The organism is Stenotrophomonas sp., from assembly GCF_035634915.1.
Taxonomy (GTDB): Bacteria; Pseudomonadota; Gammaproteobacteria; order Xanthomonadales; family Xanthomonadaceae; genus Stenotrophomonas.
Map to the genome: position 1 here is coordinate 25,969 of NZ_DASQCB010000011.1, position 23,376 is coordinate 49,344.

At 64.5% G+C, this 23,376-nt stretch carries 16 protein-coding genes; 6 read left to right on the forward strand and 10 right to left on the reverse strand.

The window, feature by feature from the left end; all coding sequences use genetic code 11:
* The first annotated feature begins 364 nt into the window (after positions 1-364).
* Entirely contained in the window at positions 365-3,403 is a 3,039-nt protein-coding gene (locus tag VER16_RS09245; RefSeq protein WP_324807420.1) for a TonB-dependent receptor, read from the forward strand.
* Between the two features lie 126 nt (positions 3,404-3,529).
* Here the strand turns inward: VER16_RS09245 and VER16_RS09250 are convergent, their stop codons facing one another.
* The 6 genes from VER16_RS09250 to VER16_RS09275 form a co-directional block, all read right to left on the reverse strand.
* Positions 3,530-5,536, reverse strand: coding sequence for a M13 family metallopeptidase (locus VER16_RS09250; protein ID WP_324807421.1), 2,007 nt, complete (start codon positions 5,534-5,536; stop codon positions 3,530-3,532).
* A 183-nt stretch (positions 5,537-5,719) separates the two neighbouring features.
* Positions 5,720-7,825, reverse strand: a complete 2,106-nt coding sequence (locus tag VER16_RS09255) for a M13 family metallopeptidase (protein ID WP_324807423.1) — start codon at positions 7,823-7,825, stop codon at positions 5,720-5,722.
* A gap of 221 nt (positions 7,826-8,046) precedes the next feature.
* Positions 8,047-8,745 (reverse strand): hypothetical protein, encoded by a 699-nt coding sequence (locus tag VER16_RS09260; RefSeq protein WP_324807425.1) that lies wholly within the window; start codon positions 8,743-8,745, stop codon positions 8,047-8,049.
* A 244-nt stretch (positions 8,746-8,989) separates the two neighbouring features.
* Positions 8,990-10,984: a S9 family peptidase gene (locus tag VER16_RS09265; protein WP_324807427.1), complete on the reverse strand. Its 1,995-nt coding sequence runs from the start codon at positions 10,982-10,984 to the stop codon at positions 8,990-8,992.
* An 80-nt stretch (positions 10,985-11,064) separates the two neighbouring features.
* Complete coding sequence (locus VER16_RS09270) at positions 11,065-13,911, reverse strand: TonB-dependent receptor domain-containing protein (RefSeq protein WP_324807429.1); 2,847 nt, start codon at positions 13,909-13,911, stop codon at positions 11,065-11,067.
* Positions 13,912-14,307: 396 nt separating this feature from the next.
* Positions 14,308-17,118, reverse strand: a complete 2,811-nt coding sequence (locus VER16_RS09275) for a TonB-dependent receptor plug domain-containing protein (protein ID WP_324807431.1) — start codon at positions 17,116-17,118, stop codon at positions 14,308-14,310.
* 20 nt (positions 17,119-17,138) lie between these two features.
* Here VER16_RS09275 and VER16_RS09280 point away from each other — a divergent pair, with 20 nt between their 5' ends.
* From VER16_RS09280 to dcd, 3 genes are all read left to right on the forward strand, one after another.
* Entirely contained in the window at positions 17,139-17,351 is a 213-nt protein-coding gene (locus VER16_RS09280) for a hypothetical protein (protein ID WP_324807433.1), read from the forward strand.
* Positions 17,352-17,521: 170 nt separating this feature from the next.
* Complete coding sequence (gene apbC / locus VER16_RS09285) at positions 17,522-18,418, forward strand: iron-sulfur cluster carrier protein ApbC (RefSeq protein WP_414716040.1); 897 nt, start codon at positions 17,522-17,524, stop codon at positions 18,416-18,418.
* A 79-nt stretch (positions 18,419-18,497) separates the two neighbouring features.
* Complete coding sequence (gene dcd, locus VER16_RS09290) at positions 18,498-19,070, forward strand: dCTP deaminase (RefSeq protein ID WP_079222647.1); 573 nt, start codon at positions 18,498-18,500, stop codon at positions 19,068-19,070.
* Positions 19,071-19,135: 65 nt separating this feature from the next.
* Here dcd and VER16_RS09295 read toward each other — a convergent pair whose 3' ends face one another.
* Genes VER16_RS09295 through VER16_RS09305 form a run of 3 tightly spaced genes read right to left on the reverse strand, consistent with a single transcriptional unit; the run spans position 19,136 to position 20,409 of the window.
* The gene (locus VER16_RS09295) at positions 19,136-19,303 is read right to left on the reverse strand and encodes a LiaI-LiaF-like domain-containing protein (RefSeq protein WP_165835665.1); all 168 of its coding nucleotides are present in this window, start codon (positions 19,301-19,303) and stop codon (positions 19,136-19,138) included.
* A 15-nt stretch (positions 19,304-19,318) separates the two neighbouring features.
* Positions 19,319-19,741: an HIT domain-containing protein gene (locus tag VER16_RS09300; RefSeq protein ID WP_108765801.1), complete on the reverse strand. Its 423-nt coding sequence runs from the start codon at positions 19,739-19,741 to the stop codon at positions 19,319-19,321.
* Positions 19,738-20,409 (reverse strand): dienelactone hydrolase family protein, encoded by a 672-nt coding sequence (locus VER16_RS09305; protein ID WP_324807440.1) that lies wholly within the window; start codon positions 20,407-20,409, stop codon positions 19,738-19,740. The genes VER16_RS09300 and VER16_RS09305 overlap by 4 nt, the downstream gene beginning before the upstream one ends.
* A gap of 205 nt (positions 20,410-20,614) precedes the next feature.
* On the opposite strand from VER16_RS09305, the gene rimO reads away from it, so the two are divergent.
* A complete protein-coding gene (rimO, locus tag VER16_RS09310; protein ID WP_324807442.1) occupies positions 20,615-21,976 on the forward strand; it encodes a 30S ribosomal protein S12 methylthiotransferase RimO in 1,362 nt (453 codons plus the stop codon).
* Positions 21,973-22,815 (forward strand): DUF3025 domain-containing protein, encoded by an 843-nt coding sequence (locus VER16_RS09315; protein WP_324807444.1) that lies wholly within the window; start codon positions 21,973-21,975, stop codon positions 22,813-22,815. The genes rimO and VER16_RS09315 overlap by 4 nt, the downstream gene beginning before the upstream one ends.
* Before the next feature lie 51 nt (positions 22,816-22,866).
* Here the strand turns inward: VER16_RS09315 and greB are convergent, their stop codons facing one another.
* Positions 22,867-23,373 carry a transcription elongation factor GreB gene (greB, locus tag VER16_RS09320; protein WP_324807446.1) on the reverse strand — a complete coding sequence of 169 codons (507 nt, stop codon included), beginning with the start codon at positions 23,371-23,373 and terminating at the stop codon, positions 22,867-22,869.
* Positions 23,374-23,376 lie beyond the last annotated feature (3 nt).

The following is a 23,376-nucleotide window of genomic DNA, read 5'->3' on the forward strand; positions in this document are numbered from 1 at the left end:
AGCCTGCCCCTCTCCTCACGTACGAAGGCGCCCCAGGGCGCCTTTTTTCGTTGTTGCTTCGCCGGATCGATCAGCACGGGAAACGAAAGCGGCAATCAAGTCGAGGTTTCGAATCCGGAATGCTCGCAGCGCTGATAAGCGGTCAAATGCACGCTTGAATGTCTCAGTTAAATGGAATGTAAATCAATATTTTCGTTTGTATCAAAACAAAGTCAATAAAATCAACGACATAAAAATTTTTGTATCAAGCATTGCAAGTTAATCTTTTATGAAATTAATATTCTATTCAGCTGTATTGAAACTGAAATTTTGATGCGGCGAGTCTGAAACGCGAGTGTGTCTTTCCACGAATCAAGGAAATTTCATGACCTACAGCAAGACGGCCATCCGGCTGAAGCGCACGGCACTGGCCGCTGTCCTGACCTCCTTCATCGGCGCCGCCGCAGCGCAGAGCACAACCGGTTCCCTGTACGGCAACGCCCCGGCCGCCGCTGGCGCCACGGTGGTTGTGCAGAGCGATTCGGGCCTCAAGCGAAGCGCCACCGTCGATGCAAACGGCCGCTACACCCTCGGTTCGCTGCCGGTGGGCAAGTACTCCATCAGCCTCGAGCAGAATGGGCAGGTCGTTGAAACGCGTGAGAACGTCCTGCTGAAGGTCGGCGTCGGCACGGAGATCTCCTTCGGCCAGTCCGCCACCGGCGGCGCGACCAACTTGGATGCAGTGAACGTCATTGCAGCCAACATCCCGAAGATCGACGTGACCAACACGGTCTCCAAGTCGGTCATCACTTCCGAACAGCTGGACGTGCTGCCGCTGGGCCGCAGCGCCGAAGCGATCGCGCTGCTCGCCCCGGGCGTGGTCGCCGGCAGCGGCGAGTTCTCCAATGGTTCGCGTTCGGTGCTGTCGTTCGGTGGCTCCAGCGTCACCGAGAACGCGTACTACCTCAATGGTTTCAACGCCACAAATCCGCTCAGCGCAATGGGTGGTGTCAGCCTGCCGTACGGTTCGATCGACCAGCAGGAAACCTTCATGGGTGGCTACGGGGCGGGCTACGGCCGCTCCACCGGTGGCGTGATCAACCAGCTCGGCAAGCGCGGCACCAATGAGTGGAAGTTCGGCTTCCAGACCACCTGGTCGCCGGACTCGCTGGCCGAATCGCCGCGCGACATCTACTACCCCAATCACACCGCGCCGCCGGGGTTCGAGCTCGAGGATGATACCGGCACCGTGGCCGGCTCCCTGTACCGCTCGCGCAAGGGCGACAAGTCGACCCGTACCTCCTACAGCGGCTACGTCAGCGGCCCGCTGATCGAGGACCGTCTGTTCATCCACCTCGCCGCCGAGAAGGATCGCAGCGAGGGCGTGTCCACCAGCGCTGGTGAAGCCGCGCAGCAGGTCCGCAGCCACTACACCTACGACACGCCGAAGTTCTACGGCAAGATCGACTGGAACATCAACGACAACAACACGCTGGAGTACACCCGCGTCGAGAACACGGACCGCTACGGCGCCTACTACCGTGACTTCGACTACGAGACGATGAGCGAGGGCGAGCGCAACGGTACCTTCGCCAACACGACCAAGCTCAAGGATGAGTTCGACGTCTTCAAGTACACCGGCTACCTGACCGATGACCTGACCCTGAGCGCGGTGTGGGGCCGCAGCAAGGAAAGCAACCTGGAGTTCAATCCGCTCGATTCGGCCAGCGCCTACATCAGCGGCCCGACCAACCAGGATCCGTCGATCACTGGCGGCACGCCGATCCGCAACGACCAGACCGCGCTGTATACCAAGGCGCCCGACGCTGGCAGCAAGACCCGCGGCCTTCGCGTGGACCTGCAGTACCGCATCGGCAGCCACGAACTGACTGCCGGTATCGACAACATGACCTACCAGGGCAACAACGAAGGCCAGGCCATGACCGGCCCGGGCTATGCCTGGATCTATTCGCGCATCGCACCGGGTTCGTCGCCGGCACCGGCCTTCGATATCGCCGCGCCGGGCGGTGATGGCTACTACGTGCAGAAGTACATCTTCTCCACCACCACCAGCATGTCGGTGGAGCAGAAGGCCTACTACCTGGAAGACCGCTGGCAGGTCAGCCCGAACTGGCTGCTGACCCTGGGCCTGCGCAATGACAAGTTCACCAACTACAACAGCTCGGCCATCGCCTATGTCGAGAGCGGTGACCAGTGGGCGCCGCGCCTGGGCGCCAGCTGGGATGTCTTCGGTGATTCGTCGATGAAGGTGTTCGCCAACCTGGGTCGCTACTACCTGGCGCTGCCCAACAGCGTGGCCATCCGTGGCGCGTCCGCATCGACCTATACCCGTGAATACTTCACCTACGGTGGCATCGATGCCAATGGCAACCCGACCGACCTGACCGCGCTGGGCCCGGGCCCGGTGTCGACCAACAACGAATACGGCGTTGCGCCTGACCCGCTGTCGGTTGCACCGACCGACCTGAAGTCGCAGTACCAGGACGAGTTCATCCTGGGCTTTGAAAAGACCCTGGGTTCGTCCTGGAACTCCGGTGCCAAGTTCACCTACCGTCGCCTGCAGGCGGCCATCGATGACACCTGCGATTCCGACCAGATCTACGCCAAGCTCGAGTCGATGGGTATCGATTCAAGCGGCATGGAAGTGCCGGGCTGCGTGATCTTCAACCCGGGCAAGACCAACACCTTCATGGTCAAGCACAGCGATGGTTCGGGCTACACCCCGGTGCAGATGAGTTCGTCGGACTGGGGCTACAACGGCAACAAGGCCAAGCGCAGCTACGTCGCCGTCGATCTGTTCATCGAGCACCCGCTGAGCAACAAGTGGTACGGCCGCCTGGACTACACCTGGTCGCGCAACTTCGGCAACACCGAGGGCCAGGTCAAGTCGGACATCGGCCAGGACGACGTGTCCAAGACCCAGGACTGGGACTCCTACTACCTGATGGAGTACGCCGGTGGCTACCTCGCCAACGATCGTCGCCACCAGCTGAAGGGCTACGGCGCCTACCAGTTCAATGATGAGTGGACGGCCTCGGCCACGATGCTCATCTCGTCGGGCATGCCCAAGAGCTGCCTGGGCTACTACGGCGCGGACGGCAGCGATCCGATCGGCTACGAGTCGTCGTACCACTACTGCAACGGCCAGCCGTCGCGTCCGGGTGATGCCGGCCGCCAGCCGTGGACCTACCGCTTCGATCTGGGCGTGATGTATCGCCCGACCTTTGCCGACCACAAGCTGGCGTTTGGCCTGGATGTGTTCAACGTGCTCAACCAGCGCCGTCAGGTGCAGTCCGATCCGTCGTATGAATCCGGTCAGCACACGATCTCCAACACCTATGGCATCGGCACCTACTACACGGCGCCGCGCTCGGTTCGCCTGACCGCGTCCTACGACTTCTGATGTAAGCAGCGCTCTCTTTCAGACTGACATTTGACCCCGGCATCTGCCGGGGTCTTTTTTTTGCAGGCGTCGCCCACGAAAAAGGCGCCCGGAGGCGCCTCTGTCGTTACCACATCACTGCTGGGCTCAGCGCCAGACCTTGATCTGCTCACCGTCAGCACGCTGCATCGGCTGGCCGGCCTTGCAGCTGAAGGTGGCGCCAAAGGCCGGCAGGTTCGACAGCGGGCCGTTGGTGCGCCAGCGACCCGGTGCACGGATGTCGGCGGTCAGGCGGCGTGCCGCTTCGTTCGGCGACAGCTGCTGCGGCCACAGGCCCGCCCAGGCGCGGAAGAAGCCCTGCTGCTGCGCCGGCTTGGCCTTCGGTTCCTGCGCGGTGTAGGCCGCCCAGGCCAGTTCCAGGCCGGCAATGTCGGCCAGGTTCTCTTCCTGGGTGAGCGTGCCGTTGACCTTGGCACCCTTCACGCCCGGGAACTCGTAGGCACCATACTGCGCGGCCACGCGGCTGCCCAGCAGGGTCCAGGCGGTCTTGTCGGCCGGGGTCCACCAGCTGCGCAGTTCGCCCTTGGCATCGACCAGGGCGCCCTTGGCATCGATGGCGCGGTTCAGCTCGTGGCCGACCAGGCCCCCGAAGCTGCCGAACTTGTCGGCGGCATCGGCCTTGGCGTTGAACACCGGGCCCTGCAGGATGGCGGCGGTGACGATCAGGCGGTTCTGCGCCAGGTCGTAGGCCAGCGACGGCTGCTGCGGCAGCACGTCCCAGCGGCGGTCGGCGTTGCCCTTGCCGATGCGCTTCATTTCCTCGCGGTGGCGCCAGGTCGAAGCGATCAGCATGTTGCCGCCGAACGAGCCACGGCCCATCGGCTGCACGCTGTAGTCCAGGTCGCGCAGCGGGGTGCCGATCTCGATCTTCAGTGCGGCCAGCTTGGCCTGTGCTTCGGCCTTGGCCTCGGCGCTCATCCAGCTGCTGTTCTTGACCGCCTCGATCTGCACTTCGCGCACCTTGTCGACGATCCACGCCGCCTGGCGGCGATCTTCGGCGGACAGGTAGCGGGCGGCGTACTCGCGGCCGACCATCGGGCCGGCGGCCACGTTGATGGCGTCCAGCACGTTTTCCCAGCGCTGCGCGGGCAGGGTCTCACCACGCAGGACGCGGCCACGGAACTCGAACTCGGCGTCGCGGTAGGCCTTGGACAGGTACGGTGCCATTGAATCGCCCACGCGCCAGCGCAGGTAGGCCTTCCACTGGTCCGGCTTGAGCTTGGTGACCATCGTATCGAGCTGCTTGAACAGGCCCGGGTCGGCCAGCGAGACCAGGTCGTCGTTCACGCCCTGTGCCTTCAGGAAGGCATCCAGCTGCAGGTTGCGGTAGCGGCTGTTGAGATCCTTGGTCGAGATCGGCGCGTAGTTGTTGAACGGGTTGTTGATGCCGGCCAGCGACTGCGCGTTGCGCGCCAGTTCGGTTTCCAGTTCGATCACCGACTGCGACTCGGCATCCAGCTTGGCCGCCGGGGTGCCGGTGAGGGCCAGGATCTGCTTGACGTAGTTGCGGTAGCGGCCCATCAGGGCCACGGTGTCGGCGTCGGTACGGGTGTAGAACGCCGGGTCGGGCAGGCCCATGCCGCCCTGCATGAAGTAGCCGATGTGGCGGTCCAGCGCCTTCAGGTCCACGTCCGGGCCGAAGTTGAAGGCCACCGGGATGCCGACCTGGTGCAGCGCGGCGATCGAGGCTGGGACGTCCTTGGCCTTCTTGATCGCATTGATGCGGGTCAGCAGCGGGGCGATCGGGTTGGAGCCATCGGCTTCCACCGCTGCTTCGTCCAGGCCGCTGGCCCAGAAGTCGCCCAGCAGCTTCTGCACGTTGTCCTGCGGCGCCTTCATCGAAGCGTCCAGCAGTTCACGCTGCTGCTGGCGGCTGCGGTCGACCAGCTGGCCCAGCGCGGTGGCGGCGCCGGACTGCGGCACCGGGTTGGCCTTCAGCCAGCCCGCATTGGTGGCGTCATAGAAATCGCTGCACTGGGCGCTGACGGCCGGGGCACGCACGGCCTTCTTCTTGGCGGCGAACGCATCGTGGGTCGGGACCAGGGTCGCCAGGCTGATACCCAGGGCGACGGCAAGCGGACGGAAATTGGGCATGTAGAACGAATCCGTGATGGATTGAGGGCGGGCGAACTATAGCAAGCCGTGCATGGGCACGGGATGCATGCGTCACGCCGTCTGCGCCGGGCATGGCCCGGCGCTACCGGACAGTGTGCATGGAAAAACAAAGGCCCGGGAAATCCCGGGCCTTCGAAGGTCTACCTTGGCGTCAGCCGCGGCTTACCAGATCACCACCTGCTGGTCGCCGGTGCGGGCCATCGGCGAGCCGGCCTTGCACTGGAACGCGGCGGCAAAGGTCGGCAGGTTCGACGGCGCACCCATGGCACGGAACTGCGCCGGGGCATGCGGGTCGGTGGCCAGGCGGACCTTGGCGTTTTCTGCGGTGTACTTGGTGCGCCACACGGTGGCCCAGTTGAAGAAGAAGCGCTGGTCGCGGGTGAAGCCGTCGACCTTCGGATCTTCCTTGCCGGCGGTGGCCTTCTGCAGGGCGTCGTAGGCGGTGGCCAGGCCACCCAGGTCGGCGATGTTCTCGCCCAGGGTCAGGTGGCCGTTCACGGCCTGGCCATCGACCTTGTACTGGTCGAACTGCTTGACCAGCTTGCCGGTCAGGCCTTCGAAGTTCTTCTTGTCAGCCGGGGTCCACCAGTCTTCCAGGTTGCCGGTCGGCCCGAAGCGTGCGCCCTGGTCGTCGTAACCGTGGGTCATTTCGTGGCCGATCACCGCGCCGATGCCGCCGTAGTTCAGGGCGTCGTCGGCCTTGGGATCGAAGAACGGCGGCTGCAGGATGGCGGCCGGGAACACGATCTCGTTCTGCAGCGGGTTGTAGTAGGCGTTGACGGTCTGCGGGGTCATGCCCCACTCGGTCTTGTCCACCGGCTGGCCAACCTTGGACAGGTTGAACTTGTAGTTGAACTCGTTGGCGGCGCGCACGTTGCCCAGGTAGCTGTCGCGCTGGGTCTGCAGGCCGGCCCAGTCACGCCACTTGTCCGGGTAACCGATCTTCGGGGTGAAGGTTTCCCACTTGGCGATGGCCTTGGCCTTGGTCTCATCGCTCATCCAGCTCAGGCCCTGGATGCGCTCCTTCAGCGAGGCGGCCAGGTTCTTCACCAGTTCTTCCATCTTCGCCTTGGCTTCCGGCGAGAAGGCGACCTTCACGTACAGCTGGCCGAAGGCCTCACCGGCATCGTTCTCGATGGTGCCCAGCACGCGCTTCCAGCGCGGCTTCTGTTCCTTCTGGCCGTTGAGGGTCTTGCCGTAGAACGCGTAGTTCTCATCGACGAAGGCATCGCTCAGGTACGGCGAGGCGCCGTCAACGGTGTGGAAGCGCAGGTAGGCGCGCCAGACCGACGGATCGGTGTCAGCCAGAGCCTTGCTCACTTCCTCATGGAAGGCCGGCATGGCCAGCGAGAACTTCTCCGGTGCGGCCACGCCCTGCGACTTGAAGAACTCGGTCCAGCTGAAGTTCGGGGTCAGCTTGTCGGCGTCGGCCAGGGTGACCGGGTTGTAGAACAGCTCGACGTTGCGCGACAGGTCCACGCGCGACTTCGATGCCTTGGCCAGGCGGGTTTCGAACTTGACCACTTCTTCAGCCTGCTTGGCGGCGTCGGCAGCGGCCACGCCGGACAGCTCCAGCACCTTGGCGACGTGCGCCTGGTAGGCCTTCAGCTTGTCGGCGTTCTTGGCATCGGTGTAGTAGGTGGTGTCCGGCAGGCCCAGGCCGCCCTGGCTGGCGTAGGCCATGTTCACCGCCGAGTTCTTGAAGTCGGCTTCGGCGCCGAAGCTGAACAGCACGTTCTCACCCTTGGCGGCGCTGCTGCGCAGGTAGTCGGCGATGGCCGCCTTGTCCTGCAGACCGTCGATGGCGGTCAGATCGGCCTTCAGCGGCTCGATGCCCTGGGCGTTGATCTTGGCTTCGTCCATGCCGGTGGCCCACAGGTCACCGACGATCTTCTCGATGTGGTTCGGGTTCTTGACCTGGGCGACCTGCTCGGCGAGCTGGTGCTGCACGTTCACCGAACGTTCGTCGAGGATGGTGAAAGCGCCCCAGCTGGTGCGGTCGCCCGGGATCTCGTTGGCGGCCAGCCACTTGCCGTTGACGTAATCGCCGAAGGCGCCGCAGGCGTCCAGGTTGCTGTCCAGGTCACTGGCCTGGAAGGCGTTGTAGGCCGGCAGCTTGGATTCGTCGAGCTTGTAGCTGGTGGCCTGGTCGGTGGCGGCCGGCGTGGAGGCGGTGGCGTCCTTGGCCGGGGTATCGGTCTTGCCGCAGCCGACCAGCGCGGCCGAAACGGCCAGGGTCAGCAGCACGATCTTGGGAGTACGGGTCACTTGTATGGCCTCCAGGCCGAGTGAGTCAGGGAAGGGCCGCACAGGCGGCCGTGGGCCGAACGATACGCCGCTGGCCCGCCCTGCAAGGGTGTCGAAGGTCATGGCTGATGGCAAGGGCGGGGGCCGTTTCGGCCGGGGCACGCTGCAACTGCCAGATTCGGGCAGGTCACCCCACGCGCTGCGCAAAGAACGCTGCCGGCGCAGGGCCGGCAGCGGCCGCATCACGGTTTGCCGCTGTCCAGACGGGGCTGTTCGTCGGCGGTCTTCGGTTCGGGCGCATCCACCTGCGGTCTGCCTGCATCGATGCGGGTCCTGCGCTCGGTTTCCTCCTTGATCTGTGTCGCTTCACCCACATCCACCCGGGCCACCTTGGGTTTGGCCCAGACCGAATCCTGCCAGGCCTGGTACTGGACAGGATCCCAGTAGCGATCGTCGTAGAACTTGCTGCCATCGATCACCATCGGGCCGGCCGGCCCCGGCACCATGATGCGCAGGTTGCCGGACATGCCGGTACGGCTGCCGGTGGCCTGGCGGCGTTCGCGGCGCAGCGCGGTGTCGATGCGCGGTCGCGCGGCGGCATCGCCAAAGCGTGCGTAGATGGCCGGACCTTCCTGCAGGGCACGCTCGCGTTCTGCAGGCGTCAATGCCGACCAGTAACGCTCACGCAGGTCGAGAAACCCTTCATAGCCCCGCTCTGCGGCCAGGTCCATCCACGCATAGGCAAGTGCCCGGTCCACCGGGGTGCCGGTGCCGTTCCAGAGCATCTCAGCCACCATGGCCTGCGAGGGTTTGTCGGCATAGAAGCCGGCGCGCTGGAAGAAGCCGAACGCCTGTTCCATCTTCCCGGCGTCACGCTTCTCGATGCCCAGCAGGCGGAAGCGCAGGTCGGGGTGGCCGCTGAGGAAGCCGGCGGTGATCATCAGCTGGTCATCGGTAGGATCCGGCGCGCTGGCCGGTGAAGGTTCTGCAGCCAGTGCGAGTGGGGCTTGCAGCGCGAAAGGCAGCAGGGCTGTGAGAATGAGCCTGCAGTACATCGGTATCTCTCCATGATTGAACGATGGCACCTGCGCACCGGTTCGAGTGGTACGCGCTGGCACACCTTCATGGTGCGCCAGGAGGTGCCTGAAGTTCCCGGCCCCCTGATCCAGGGAGGCCGGGTACGGCTCAGTCGGCCGCCTTGGCTCCGGGGGCTGCGGATGAGCCGATGTGGCGCCCGAAGAAGTCCAGCATCGTGGTGTACAGCTTCACCCGCGCCGGCACGCCATAGAAGCCGTGCATTTCGCCGGGCTCGATGATCATGCCTTCGGGCTTGTTGCCGGCGGCGATCAGCGCCTTGTTCATCAGCTCGGTCTGTTCCGGCGGCGTGCGCACGTCACGCGCGCCTGCGGCCAGGTACACCGGGATCTTCACTTCCGATGCGCGGCGCGCGGGCGAGGTGCGCGCCCAATCGGCTGTATCGGTGCCGTGGGTACGGCGCAGGAAGCGCTGGCCCGACTCACGTTCAGGGATGTCGCCCTTCTTGAACATCATGTCGATGTCGTAGACGCCGACGTAACCGAAGGTGCACTTGAACAGGCCCGGTGCACGGATCGGAGCCATCAGCGAGGAATAGCCGCCAAAGCTGCCGCCATAGATGCAGATGCGGTCCTTGTTGGCGTAGCCGTGGTTGATGGTCCACTGGGTGGCATCGATGATGTCGTTCTGGATGCCATCGGCCCATTGCTTGTGGCCGGCATCCTGGAACGCCTTGCCGTAGCCGCCCGAGCCGCGGTAGTTCACCTGCAGCACCGCGTAGCCACGGCTGGCGAACAACTGGGTTTCACCGGAGAAGCGCCAGTTGTCACGGGGGCCGATCGGGCCACCATGCGGGTTGACGATCAGTGGCAGGTTCTTGCCGTCACTCCCATGGGGCAGGGTGAGGAAGGCATGGATGGTCCTGCCGTCACGGGAGGTGAAGCTGAACGGCTTGACCGAGGCCATGCGTGCCTTGTCCAGTTGCGGCGCGCGCTGCATCAGGAAGCGTGCTTTGCCAGTGCTCCGGTCATACAGGTAGAGTTCGCCCGGATTGCTGTCGCTGTAGACCGAGACGATGATCTTGCTGCCGTCGGCGGTGTGGCTGGAAAAGTCCACCAGTTCGCCCGGGAACGATGCCGCCAGCGAGCCATACAGTTCGGCGTCGGGGTGGTTCTCGTCGACCAGGGTCACCTTGGGGGCGCCGGCTTCGGTAACCACCCCCAGCAGACGGTTGTCATCGGTGGACCAGATGTAATCGGAGACTTCGGCAACCGGATCCTGGAACAGCGAGGTGAACGTGCCGGTGGCGGTGTCCAGCGTGCCCACCGCGCCGGGCGCCTTGTCATCGCTCTGGGTTACATACACAGTGCCGTCGGCGGTGGCGCGCTCGACCCACAGGTGCTTGCCATCGGTCTTGGAGGCGTTGACCAGGGTCCAGTCGCGGCCATCGCGACGGTACAGCTCGGTACGTTCGTCATATTCGCCCTCTTCATTGCGGCTGGACGAACAGACGGCGAAACGTGGCGATTTCTCCTTGTCCAGCGCGATCGAGCAGTTCTCCTTGGGCGCCTTGGCCAATACAGTACGGCGCCCGCTGATGGTATCGACCTGGACCACTTCGGTGCCGCTGCCTTCGGACGAACGCGCATGACGCGACTGCATGATCACGTTGCGATCATCGTCCTTCAGCGTGTCGAGCAGACTGAAGCTTTCGGCACCCACCGTCTTGCTGCGCTGGGTGACGTCCCGGGTGCCGTAGAAGATGACCGGCACGGCCTGCGAGCCGTCAGCGTTGACGGCAAACCACTCACCGGTCATGAAGGGCTGCGCGTACCCGCCCATCTTCTTGACCGCGTTGAACAGTACACGCTGCGGCGAGATCCACTCGAAGCTGCCGATGCTCTTCTTCTCGGGCAGCTGGTTGATCTTGAGTACCTTCAGGTCGCTGGTACGCAGGATCGCCAGCACATCCTGGTCACCATGGTCCATGGTGACGGCCAGGTACTGCCCGTCGGGCGAAATCTTCACAGCGCCATAGCTGGGATGCTTGACGAAATCCTCGACCGAGTACGCCGGGGCCGCCTGCGCGCCCAGCGGCGCAGCGGCCAGCGCCGCGATCAGCAGGCCTGCTTTGAACTTTTCCATTTCAGTTACTCCCTTGCTGTGTGCATCGCAAAAAAAGAGAGCCCGGCAGGCCGGGCTCTCCATTTCATCTGCCGGCGCTATCAGAAGCGATAGGACAGGCTCACGTAGTAACGACGACCCAGCGGATCGGCACCGATGTAGTTGTAGAAGTACGGATAGGTGGTGTAGGTGACGTCGCGACGGTACTGGTTGTCGGTCAGGTTGACGACGGTGAACTCAGCCTTCACGTTCGGGCCGAACTTCTTGGCCACGCTCAGGTTGTAGGTGATGTACGGCTTCAGTCGGCCCGTCTCATCCCAGTTCATGTTCTCGCCCAGGCGGCTGCCGAACAGCGCGGCCGACCAGTCGTCACGCTCCCAGGTCAGGGTGCCACGGACGCGGCTGCGCGGCTCGTAGTCCCACTCGTCGCGGTAGTCGATCAGCTCGTCATCGGCGAACTGCTTGGACTTGTCGGTCAGGCGCAGGCTGTAGCCAACGTCCAGGCCGAAGGTGCCCAGGCGGTCGGTGTTGAGCTTGTAGCGGAAGTTGGCGTCGATGCCGCTCACTTCCTGCAGCGAGGCGTTGATGTAGGCGGTGTTCAGGCGCTGGATGGCCTGGTCCTGTGCAGTGCCCGGCGCATCCAGACGCGTGATCAGCGAGAGGATGTTCTGGCAGAAGGACGAGTCCGGTGCGTTGCGGGCCGGCGAGCCATCACGCTGCACGCCCAGGCGGCAGTCGGCTTCGTTCTGCAGCAGGTAGGTCGAGCTCAGCTGGCGTGCCTTGTCTTCCAGGCGGATCTTGTAGTAGTCCACCGACAGCGACATCTGGTCCATGATGTCCCAGACAAAACCTGCGCCCCAGGACTTGCCTTCCTCTTCCTTCAGCAGCGGATTGCCGGCGACCAGCGACTGGGTCGAGTACTGGGTGATGTCGCCACTCAGGCCGCACTGGCTGTAGGTACGGCCCGGCGTACCGGCTGCCTGGCCCAGACCCTGGCCGGAACGGCAGGCGTACTCGTCAAGCACGGTCGAGTAGCTGGCGGCGCCTTCGGCGTACACCATCTGCATGTCCGGGGCACGGAAGCTGGTGGCATAGGAACCGCGCAGCAGCAGGTTGCTGAACGGACGCCATTCCAGGCCGACGTTGACAGTCTTGGCGTCGTCAACAGCGGTGATGTCGTCGTACTTGTCCCAGCGGCCTGCGATGTTGGCCGACAGGCTCTTGAAGATCGGCACGCGGAACTCGGCGCCCACCGCGTAACGGTCACGCGAACCATCGGTACGGCCGGAGCTGGTCAGGTTGTAGATGGTGTTCTCATCCAGCGGACGGGTCTGGTCGGTGCGGTAGTCGCTTTCCAGGTCCGTGGTCTGGCGGGTGGCTTCCAGCACTGCCGCAAAGCCCAGGGGGCCGGCCGGCAGTTCGAACAGGTCACCGGTCAAGGTGAAATTGGCCGTGCCCGAGGTGGATTCGGCGGTGTTCTTCACGCGGGTGGAGAACGAGCGGTACTGTTCCGGGGTGATCGGCGTGTTCCAGCGGTCCTGGTTCAGCGCATAGATCGGGTAGCTGCCGTTGTAGCCCAGCAGTGGGCCCAGGAAGTAGTCATGCACGGCCTTGGCGAGCAGGCGCGGGCGGTCGGCTTCATAGGTGTACTTGCCGTAGGAGACGCTGGCGTCCCAGTCGAAGCGGTCGGCGATCGTGCCGGTTGCACCGAAGGCCACATCGTAGGTCTTCTCGTTGTACAGCGTGCTGGCCGCTTCATTGCCGCCCAGCTCGGAAGGCATGAAGTAGCGCTGCAGCAGGATCAGGTCACGCAGATCCCGGTCGTAGTAGTAGGTGGTGGCGGTGCCGGTGCGCGAGGAGGTGAAGCGGTCGCCGGAGGTGCTCCAGTACTCGGTGCCCGAGGCCGACTTGGCGTCGGTGGTGTAGTAGTTGACGCTGCCGTACAGCTGGGTGGTGTCGCTGACGTCGAACGTACCGGAGACGTAGCCGGCGTAATTGCGGTTCTTGTTCCAGATCGAGCGGCTGGCGTTCTGGGTGTAGGAACCGCAGTACGTGCCACGCGCGGCCGTGGTGACCGTGCTGTAGTCCAGCGCGTCACACATTTCCTGGTCGTAGATGACATTGTGGTTGCGGGTGTGGCCGTTGAGGCCCTGGCCGCTGATGGCCGCAATCGACAGCTGCGGGTTCACCGCCAGGCCGATGATGTTGTTGCGGGTGTCGGCCATGTAGTCGCGCTGGGAGCCGAACACCGGTTCGTTCTCGTTGTACTGGAAGGAGTACAGTGCGCTCCAGCGGTCGCCGGTGGTGCCGCCGGTATATTCGAAGTTGACGCTGTCGCCGCCGCCGGCTTCGGTGGTGCCGGCCGTCACGCGGACCTGGTTGCCGTCGTAGTTCTTGCGGGTGATGATGTTCACCACGCCGGCCACGGCGTCTGAGCCGTAGATGGCCGAGGCACCACCGGTCAGCACTTCCACGCGCTCGACGATGGAGGTCGGGATGGCCTTGACGTTCACGACGTTGTTGTCGCGGTTGTACGGCTGCGGGTACTGCGCCGGGCGGCGACCGTTGATCAGGGTCAGCGTATAGCCCGGGCCCATGCCGCGCAGGTTCACGACCTGAGCGTTGGGGGTGAAGCCGCTGGTGGCCAGGTCACCGGTGAAGTTGGACATGCCCTGCTGGGTCAGGCTCTGCAGCATGTCGCCGACCGACTGGAAGCCTTCGCGGTCGATGTCGGCGCGGGTGATGACGGTAACCGGCGCCGGGCCTTCGACGTCGGCGCGCTTGATGCGCGAGCCCACCACAGAGACGCGATCCAGGTTCACGGCGTCCTTGCCGCCGACCTCATTGCCGGCTTCCTGTGCAAATGCCGGCACGACGCTGGTGGCCAGCAGTGCGGTAGTGAGCGCAAAGCTCAGCGGGTGGCGGCTGAGCGCCTTGCGGATATTCATGTGGTAAGTCCCCTGATGTATCAAACCTCGACAGGCAGTTGCACCTGTCGTCCCTGTAGGGCGGTGGCCCCGTTCTAACGCCGGCTTCACAAGCCGATGGGTCGACGTTAACACGACCTTAACTTGTCGTGTCAACTGTTCATGCTCCCGTCATGAAGCCAGAGTAGGCAAAGTGCTGATTTGGATGGGTTTTTGATCCAAACTGTTGATTTCAAATGAAAGGATTTGCTGCAGAGCGGGTTGGCTCCGGCGCATTCAGATGCGCTTTGTACGCTTTCTGTTAAGCGGGCAGTTCATGTTGTGAGGGCGCGCCGCCCGCTGTCCGGTCTGCACGCCCCAAAAAAAAGGCCCCGCCGAAGCGGGGCCAGAGCCAGTCATTCCCGGAATTGGAGCGGCTTACCGGCTGCCGAAGTCGTACTGCATCTGGGCGTAGATCGCCCGGCCGTACGGGTTGTAGAGGTAGTCGTTGTACGGCGCGTCGATGTTGCCGCCGAAGCTGTGGCGCTGGCTGGACGGGTTCTTGTTGAACACGTTGTTGACCATCAGCGACAGGGTCAGGTTGTCCATCGCGCGGTAGCTCACGCTCAGGTTGTAGGTGGTGTAGGAGCCCCACTTGCCGGCCTTGTAGCCGGACGAGTGCACATAGTCATAGCCCTCGCCGAGGTAGGCCATGTAATTGGGCGTGCGGCCGATGTAGTTGTAGTACAGGGTTGTGGTCCACTGGTTCTTGGCCCAGCCAACCGAACCATCGGCGCGCACCTTGGCAAAGGCCTGGTAGTCCCACATCGCATACGGGTTGCGCAGCAGGTCCAGGTACTCGTCACCCGCCTGCGGCTGCACTTCGCGCTTGAGGATGTTGGTGTAGTTGCTGGCGAACTGCAGCGAGCCGAAGCGGCCGATGTCCTGCACGTACTTGAAGCTTGCCGTCACGGCGTTGAGGTTCTGCCGCGCCACGTTGAGCTTGGGCGTGTAGATCTGTTCCAGGTTGCCCGAGGCATCGCGGGTGACCCAGTCCGCCACGTTCTGGCAGGTGGCGTTGGTGCTGTTGTCCAGGTTGTTGCGGCAGTAGTACTCCGCGCGCAGCAGCTGGTCGGAACTGAGGGTGTCCACCTCGTTCTCGATCTTCCAGCTGTAGTAGTCCACCGAGAAGGACAGGTTGGACATCGGCGCCCAGACAACGCCGGCATTCCACACATCGGCGGTGATCGGTTCAAGTTCCGGATTGCCCGACTGCACGCCGAAGGTGGACTGGCCTGCATACGGGCAGCCCACGGTGTCGGCGGGCTCGAAGCCGAGCTGGGCGCAGCGGTAGTAGTCGGTGGCTGCGGTGTAGAAGCCGCTCTCGCCCTGGAAGGCATCCGGCAGCGACGGTGCACGGAAGGCGGTGCCGTACTTGCCGCGGAACAGCAGGCTTTCAATCGGGCGGAACTCCACGCCGATGCTGTAGGTCGATTTGTCGACCGTGTTGTCGGCGATCTTGAAAGCGTCGTAGCGGCCCGAGCCGGTGACGGTGAGCGAGTCCAGCAGCGGCAGGCGAAGCTCACCGGTCACCGCATAGTTGCTGCGGTGGCCCGAACCGGCCACCGAGGTGGTACCCCAGACATCGCCATCGAGCAGGCGCTGATCCGGACTGTAGTCCCAGCCTTCGCTGCCACCTTCGACCACGATGCCCAGGCCGGCGTCGCCACCTGGCAGGGAGAACAGCCCGCTGTTGGTCAGCTGCACGCGGCCCAGGTTCTGCCAGGTGCGGCTCTGGTTGTAGGTGTAGCCGGTGAAGCTCTGGAATGCACCGGCCGGCAGCTGCGAATAGAACGCACCCCAGTTCGGGCTGTAGATGTTGAAGCCATCATCGGTCTGGCCCAGCACCGGGCCGAACACGTTCTCTTCAAACCAGCTGTCGATCGGCTCGGCCCAGCGGGCGAAGCCGCGTTCGGTCAGCTTGTACTCGCCACGGCTGAAGCTGGCGGTGTAATCCCAGTTGGTGCCGAACGTACCGCGGCCGCCCAGGGTGACCTGGTAGGCCTTGTTGCGGTTGGTTTCCATGATGTCACGGTAGCCCTGGCCGCCGATGTCCTCCGGGGAGAACACGCGCTGCAGGCTCATGTACTGGTCGGTGTCCTGGTCGTAGATGTAGCCGAAGCCCGGGCCGGTACTCCAGAAGGTGTAGCCGGCGCCGGTCACGTAGTTGACCTCTTCCAGGCTGTACAGCGCATCGGCAAACAGTTCGAAGTTCTCGTTCACCTGGAAGCTGAGCGAAGTGTAGAACTGGCTGCTTTCCTTGCCGTTCTTGATGGTGCGGTAGCCGGCGCCATACTTGGAGCCGCACGATTCACCGGCCGCGCGGGTGCCCAGTTCGGTGGTGCCGCCGAACTGGCCGGCCACGCTGGCACAGCGGGTCGGGTCCATCATGGTGAAGGCATTGTTTTCGTCAGGCAGGTAGACCAGGAAGTCGTTGGACGGTACCTGCGGCGAGTAGCCGACGGGATTGTTCACCTTGGTCAGATCGCGCTGGTAGCCCCAGATCGGGCTGGACTTTTCGTACTGCACGTTGACCAGTGCATTGAAACGGTCATCGGCGCTGTTGAAGCCCTTGGCCACGCTCACGCGAAGGTTGTTGCCGCCGCCTTCGGTGTAGGCGCCGCCGCGGATGTTGATCGTGCCGCCATCCATGCGCTCTTTCAGGATGATGTTGACCACGCCGGCAATGGCATCGGAACCATACAGCGACGATTGGCCGCCAGGCAGGATCTCGATGCGCTCGACGATGTCGATCGGGATGCCGCTGATGTTGTTGAACGCGTCGCTGCCGTTGTACAGCGCCGGGTACTGCAGCATCGGGCGGCCGTTGATGAGGTACTTGGTGTAACCGGGGTCGAGGCCGAACATGCCGGCCGCTTCGGCGCCCTGGGTGAAGGCGGCCGAGGACTGGCCGCCCTGCAGGCCGCCGGTGGTCAGCGAGGACTGCTGCAGTACTTCGGCAATGCTGGTGAAGCCGCGGGTCTGGATGTCCTCGGCGGTGACGGTCAGGACCGGAGTGTGGTTCTCCACCTGCGTCTGCGGAATGAGCGAGCCGGTGACGGTCACGCGACCGAGGTCGGTGGTTTCCTTGCTGTCCTGGGCGAAGGCCGGGAGGCTGGTGGCGACCAGGGCGCCGAGCAGTGCGAGGGACAGCGGGTGACGGACGACATTGTGGCGACGACGGATCATTGCGGTATCCCATCCATTAAGTGGAAGCAGGTGGCCCCTTCCCGGGGCGTTCAATCAGCCTTCAGTTTCAGGGCTGCCGGGGCGAACGTAACACAGCATTAACGTTGATGGCGCGTGCCTGTAAAGAATTTGTTGTTGGTGCAGGTTTTAGCCTGAAAAATCAAATGGATGCGTATTTATTTGCCGAATCTGGCGGTTTGATTTCATTTGAGCGTAATGAAATCCAGACCTGAAAATAACAAGTGAAAGAAAATTGGCTTGGGTGTTTCAACTAAATGCGATGGGCAGGCGTCCGCGCGCTCGCTGCTTTCGCAGCTTTCATTTACTTCGTGCAGGCTGCGTTCAGGTTTCGCTCCTCGCCCGGGTGCGGCGATCCAGGGGCCAAACGGGCTGAACTTGTATGATGGGAGGTTGCCCGCCCCACGAACCGCTCCCGGAGTCCGAAGTGAACAGCCCCGCCCGTCGTCCCCACGCCAGCCAGGTACAGAAGGGCCTGTCGCCCCATGCGCGCATCCGCAACGTGATCGCGGTGGGATCGGGCAAGGGAGGCGTAGGCAAGTCCACCACCTCGGTGAACCTGGCCGTCGCGCTGCAGCAGCTCGGTGCGCGCGTGGGTGTGCTGGATGCGGATATCTACGGCCCCAGCGTGCCGGCCATGCTCGGCCTGTCCGGTCGCCCGGAAAGCCCGGACAACAAGAGCATCGAGCCGATGCGCGCGTTCGGCGTGGACACCATGTCCATCGGCTACCTGGTGGAAGACGAGACGCCGCTGATCATGCGTGCGCCGCGGGCGACCGCAGCGCTGACCCAGCTGTTCGAGGACACCCTCTGGGACGATCTGGACTACCTGCTGATCGATCTGCCGCCGGGCACCGGTGACATCCAGCTGACCCTGGTGCAGAAGATTCCGCTGGCCGGGGCGGTCATCGTCACCACCCCGCAGGACATCGCCACGCTGGATGCGAAGAAGGCGCTGAAGATGTTCGAGAAGGTGGAGGTGCCGGTGCTGGGCATCGTCGAGAACATGGCCGTGCACACCTGCAGCAACTGTGGCCACGTCGAGCACCTGTTCGGCGAGGGCGGTGGCGAGCGCATGGCCGCCCAGTACGGCGTGCCGCTGCTGGGCTCGCTGCCGCTGCAGATCGACATCCGCGAACAGGGTGACGCCGGCAGCCCGATCACGGTCGCCCAGCCCGATTCGACCGCCGCCCAGGCCTACCGTCGCGCCGCCGAGCGCCTGGTGGCGGAGGTGGGCAAGCGCCCGCGGGCGTCGATCCAGATCCTGTCCTCGCTGCTGTAAGGCCAGGCCTGCGGGGTGGCGGCGTGCGTGCCCGGCCCCCTGCTAGAATCCACGCGCCCCCTCGTACCCAGGACAAAGCATGAGCATCAAGAGTGACCGTTGGATCCGCCGTATGTCCGAGCAGCACGGCATGATCGAGCCGTTCGAGGCCGGGCAGGTGAAGCACGCCAACGGTGAGCGCATCGTCAGCTACGGCACCTCCAGCTATGGTTACGACGTGCGCTGCTCGCGCGAGTTCAAGGTGTTCACCAACATCAACTCCACGATCGTCGACCCCAAGCACTTCGACCCGGGCAGTTTCGTGGACATCGTCGGTGATGAGTGCATCATCCCGCCCAACAGCTTCGCGCTCGCGCGCACGGTGGAGTACTTCCGCATCCCGCGCGACACCCTGGTGGTGTGCCTGGGCAAGAGCACCTATGCCCGCTGCGGCATCATCGTCAACGTGACCCCACTGGAACCGGAGTGGGAAGGGCACGTGACCCTGGAGTTCAGCAACACCACGCCGCTGCCGGCGCGCATCTACGCCAACGAAGGCGTGGCCCAGATGCTGTTCTTCCAGGCGGCGGCCGACGACGTCTGCGAGACCTCGTACAAGGACCGCGGCGGCAAGTACCAGGGCCAGACCGGCGTGACCCTGCCGCGTACCTGAGTTGTTGTAGAGCCGGGCCATGCTCGGCTTCACATGGACAAAGGCGGCGCTTGCGCCGCCTTTGTTTATTTTCCGCGTCCGAACAGCATCGCGATGCCGACGCCGACCAGACCGACCGGCCACCAGGTCAGGAACAGCTTGGACAGGTTCAGGTGCGTCCAGCCCAGGTTGCTGGCGAGCATGAACAAGCCGATCAGGATCAGCAGGATGGCGGCGACGAGATTGAAGCGCATCGGGTCGTCTAAGGCTCAGGGATGGGCCGGATATCCTAGCCGTTCCTTCCAGTAGGCGACATGCTGGTCGAGTGCCGCTGGCTCGTAGCGGTGCGCCGGCCCACTGCCCCAGACCGGGCCCGGCCAGGCCGGATCGCCGTCGTGGCGGCCGATCACGTGGAAATGCAGCTGGCGCACGATGTTGCCCAACGCGCCGATGTTGATCTTTTCCACCCCGTCCGTGCCGTGCAGGGCCTTGCAGGCGCGGTTGAGTTCGGTGCGCAGCTTGTCCTGCTGCTCGCCGTCCAGTTCGATCCATTCGGTGATCCCGGCCAGGCGCGGCACCAGCACCAGCCACGGGAATCGTTCGTCGTTCATCAACCGCACTTGCGACAACGGGCCTTCTGCTACCAGGACGCTGTCGGTGGCCAGGCGTGAATCCAGTTCGAAATCGCTCATCCAAGATGCTCCGTGAAGAAGTCCAGGGTGCGTTGCAGCGCCAGGGCGGCGCTGTCTGGATCATACGCATGTCCGACCTCCCGGTTGAAGGCGTGGTCGGCCGGATAGACGTAGGTGGCCATCTGCGGCAGCTTCTCGCGGTGGGCCTGCACGGCTTCCGGCGGGATGCTCCTGTCCTGGGCGCCGAAATGGAAGATCACCGGGGCCTTGGGCGTCTCGTCGAGGAACTGCACGTTGCGGCCGCCGTAGTAGCTGGCCGAGGGCAGGCCCAGGCGCATCGCCGCCAGCAGGGCCACGCTGCCGCCCCAGCAGTAGCCGACCGTGCCGACCTTGCCATGGGGGGCCAGGCGCGTCGCCGCGGCGCGGACCACTTCCAGCGCCTTCTCCATGCCCAGCGTGTTGACCCGCTCCAGGCCGTCCTTCACGCCCTCGGGGCTGTAGGGCAGGGCATCAGGGTCGGATTCCGGGCCATCGACCAGGTCGAAGAACGACGGTGCCAGCACGGCGTAGCCTTCGGCGGCGAAGCGCTCGGCCACCCCGCGCATGTGCGCGTTGACCCCGAAGATTTCCTGTATGACCACCAGCGCCGCGCGCGGCTTGCCCTCGGGCAGGACCTGCCAGGCGCGGACCGGGCCATGATGCGTATCCAGGGTGATCCATTCGGACATCGTCGGGTACCTCGTTGCAGGGGACAGGCCTGCATTGTCGACGCTGGCCGGGTTAGCGGCGTGTCAGCGGCTGTGCCCGATCAGGCGGCTGGCCGTTCAGAGCCCGGCCACCAACCCCGCTATACTGGCGCCCTTTCAGGCCCCGGCCCCCAGGACCCCCTGCCATGCCGGCAGGGGCCCAGGCCCCCAGAGTCCCGCGAGTTCCATGTCCCAGCTGAACCCCAAAGTCGGCTTCGTCAGCCTTGGCTGCCCGAAGGCCCTTGTCGATTCCGAGCGCATCCTCACCCAGCTCCGCTCGGAAGGGTATGACATCGTCCCGTCCTACGATTCGGCCGACGTGGTGGTGGTCAACACCTGCGGCTTCATCGATTCGGCGGTGACCGAATCGCTGGACGCCATCGGCGAAGCGATGAACCAGAACGGCAAGGTCATCGTCACCGGCTGCCTGGGCAAGCGCCCGGAGCAGATCCGCGAGGCGTACCCGAACGTGCTGGCGGTGTCCGGCCCGCAGGACTACCAGAGCGTGATGGAAGCGGTGCACGAAGCGCTGCCGCCCAAGCACGATCCCTTCGTGGACCTGGTGCCCGACTACGGCATCAAGCTGACCCCGCGCCACTACGCCTACCTGAAGATTTCCGAGGGCTGCAACCACAAGTGCAGCTTCTGCATCATCCCGTCGATGCGCGGCAAGCTGGTCTCGCGCCCCGTGGATGAAGTGCTGCGCGAAGCCGAGCGGCTGGTGCGTGGTGGCGTGCGCGAGCTGCTGGTGGTTTCGCAGGACACCTCGGCCTACGGCGTGGACGTGAAGTACGCCGAGAAGATGTGGCGCAACAAGGCCTACCAGACCCGCCTGAAAGCGCTGTGCGAAGGCCTGTCCGAACTCGATGCCTGGGTGCGCATGCACTACGTCTACCCGTACCCGCACGTGGACGAGGTGGTGCCGCTGATGGCCGAGAACCGCATCCTGCCGTACCTGGACATCCCGTTCCAGCACGCCAGCCCGCGCATCCTGCGGCTGATGAAGCGCCCCGGCGCGGTCGAGAAGACCCTCGAGCGCGTGCAGAACTGGCGTCGCATCGCCCCGGACATCACCGTGCGTTCGACCTTCATCGTCGGCTTCCCGGGTGAGACCGAGGCTGAGTTCGAAGAGCTGCTGTCGTTCCTGGATGAAGCACAGCTGGACCGCGTGGGCGCGTTCGCCTATTCGCCGGTCGAGGGGGCCACCGCCAACGACCTGCCCGATGCCGTGCCGGAAGAAGTGAAGCAGGAGCGCCTGGCCCGCTTCATGGAAAAGCAGGCGCAGATTTCCGCCGCGCGCCTGGAAGCCAAGATCGGCACCGTGCAGCAGTGCCTGGTCGATGCGATCGAAGGCGATATCGCCGTGGCCCGTTCCAAGGCCGATGCGCCGGAGATCGACGGCCTGGTGCACATCCAGAACGCCGATCAGGTGCCGCTGCGCGTGGGCGAGTTCGTCGACGTGGAGATCACCGAGAGCGACGAGCACGACCTGTACGGTGACGCGCTGGCCAGCGCGACCCGCCCGGCGTTCGACCTCAAGGTGCTGTGACCGCAGCAACGGCCGCCGGCGGCGACGCAGGCGGCCTTCGTCGCTTCATCCCGCCGCTGCGTGCGGCGGTCGACGCGCGGGTGTTCGAGCACCCGCTGTTTGCCGGCGTTCGCGGCTTTGCCGATCTGCTGGCAGGGCCGGGTTGGCCGACCGTTTCCGCGCTGGACTCGCGGCTGGCCCTGCCAGGGCTGCAGCTGGTCGAGCAGGATGCAGCGCTGCTGGCCGATGGCCTGCACTACGAATCCCGCATCGCCCAGGGCCGCCTCGCGACCCGTGCGGATAACTGGCACGACCTGTTCAACGCACTGGTCTGGGCCAGCCTGCTACCGCTGAAGCGTGCGCTCAATCGGCAGCAGTGCCGGCACATCGCGGCGATGGCGCCCGGCCAGCGCAACCGCGCACAGGCCGCGTTGACCCAGTTCGATGAAACCGGTGTGGTCGTGCGCGTGCGCGATCCCTCCGTGCTGGCCGCATGGGATGCGCATCACTGGCGTGCGCTGTTCGCACCGTCGCGCTGGCAGGGTGGTGATGTTTCCGTGGTGGCCGTATTCGGCCATGCGCTGATGGAGCAGGCGCTGTTGCCGGGGCGGCTGCTGGTGGGCAAGTGCGTGGTGGTGCAGGGCGACGATGAGGCGGCCTGTATCGACACGGTGGCGCGCGCCATCGATGAGGGCAGGGTGCTGGGCGATCCGCTGCAGCTGCGGCCGCTGCCGTTGGCGGGCATTCCCGGCTGGCATGAGGTGCAGGATGCTGCCTTCTACGGTAATGCGGATTACTTCCGCCCGCTGCGCGTCGGCCGCCAGTACCCGTCGCCGCTGCTGCCGACGCCGATTTTTTAGAGCCGAGCCCACGCTCGGCTGCGGTTCGTTCAGCCGAGCGTGGGCTCGGCTCTACACAGCCGCGTACTCCACGCCGATCACCGCGAACGTGAACTGCCCGCCGGGCAGCTCCACTGCGAACTCGTCATCGATGCGCTTCTTCAGCAGCGCCCGCGCCAGCGGCGAGTCGATGCTGATCCAGCCCAGCCCCGCATCGGTCTCGTCCGGGCCGACGATGCGATAGCGGCTGGTCTCGCCACTGTCCACGTTCTCCAGCTCCACCCACGCACCGAAGAACACCGCCTGCGGATCGGTCGGCGTGGTGTCGACCACGCGCAGCGATTCCAGTCGCTTGGTCAAGTAACGCACGCGGCGGTCGATCTCGCCCAGCTGCTTCTTGCGGTAGGTGTACTCGGCGTTCTCCGAGCGGTCTCCCTCGGCAGCTGCTGCAGCCAGCGCCTTCACCACCTCGGGGCGGCGCACGCGCCACAGGTCATCCAGCTCGGCCTTCAGGCGGGCGTGGCCGGCGGCAGTGATCAGGGCGGTGCTTTTTTCTGCGGGGGGACGCCAGCGGGACATGCA

Coding starts and splice junctions, on each gene's coding strand:
- VER16_RS09245 (WP_324807420.1), top strand. CDS start 365: ATGACCTACAGCAAGACGGCCATCCGGCTGAAGCGCACGGCACTGGCC.
- VER16_RS09250 (WP_324807421.1), bottom strand. CDS start 5,536: ATGCCCAATTTCCGTCCGCTTGCCGTCGCCCTGGGTATCAGCCTGGCG.
- VER16_RS09260 (WP_324807425.1), bottom strand. CDS start 8,745: ATGATCACCGCCGGCTTCCTCAGCGGCCACCCCGACCTGCGCTTCCGC.
- VER16_RS09265 (WP_324807427.1), bottom strand. CDS start 10,984: ATGGAAAAGTTCAAAGCAGGCCTGCTGATCGCGGCGCTGGCCGCTGCG.
- VER16_RS09270 (WP_324807429.1), bottom strand. CDS start 13,911: ATGAATATCCGCAAGGCGCTCAGCCGCCACCCGCTGAGCTTTGCGCTC.
- VER16_RS09275 (WP_324807431.1), bottom strand. CDS start 17,118: ATGATCCGTCGTCGCCACAATGTCGTCCGTCACCCGCTGTCCCTCGCA.
- apbC (WP_414716040.1), top strand. CDS start 17,522: ATGGGAGGTTGCCCGCCCCACGAACCGCTCCCGGAGTCCGAAGTGAAC.
- dcd (WP_079222647.1), top strand. CDS start 18,498: ATGAGCATCAAGAGTGACCGTTGGATCCGCCGTATGTCCGAGCAGCAC.
- VER16_RS09295 (WP_165835665.1), bottom strand. CDS start 19,303: ATGCGCTTCAATCTCGTCGCCGCCATCCTGCTGATCCTGATCGGCTTG.
- VER16_RS09300 (WP_108765801.1), bottom strand. CDS start 19,741: ATGAGCGATTTCGAACTGGATTCACGCCTGGCCACCGACAGCGTCCTG.
- VER16_RS09305 (WP_324807440.1), bottom strand. CDS start 20,409: ATGTCCGAATGGATCACCCTGGATACGCATCATGGCCCGGTCCGCGCC.
- rimO (WP_324807442.1), top strand. CDS start 20,615: ATGTCCCAGCTGAACCCCAAAGTCGGCTTCGTCAGCCTTGGCTGCCCG.
- greB (WP_324807446.1), bottom strand. CDS start 23,373: ATGTCCCGCTGGCGTCCCCCCGCAGAAAAAAGCACCGCCCTGATCACT.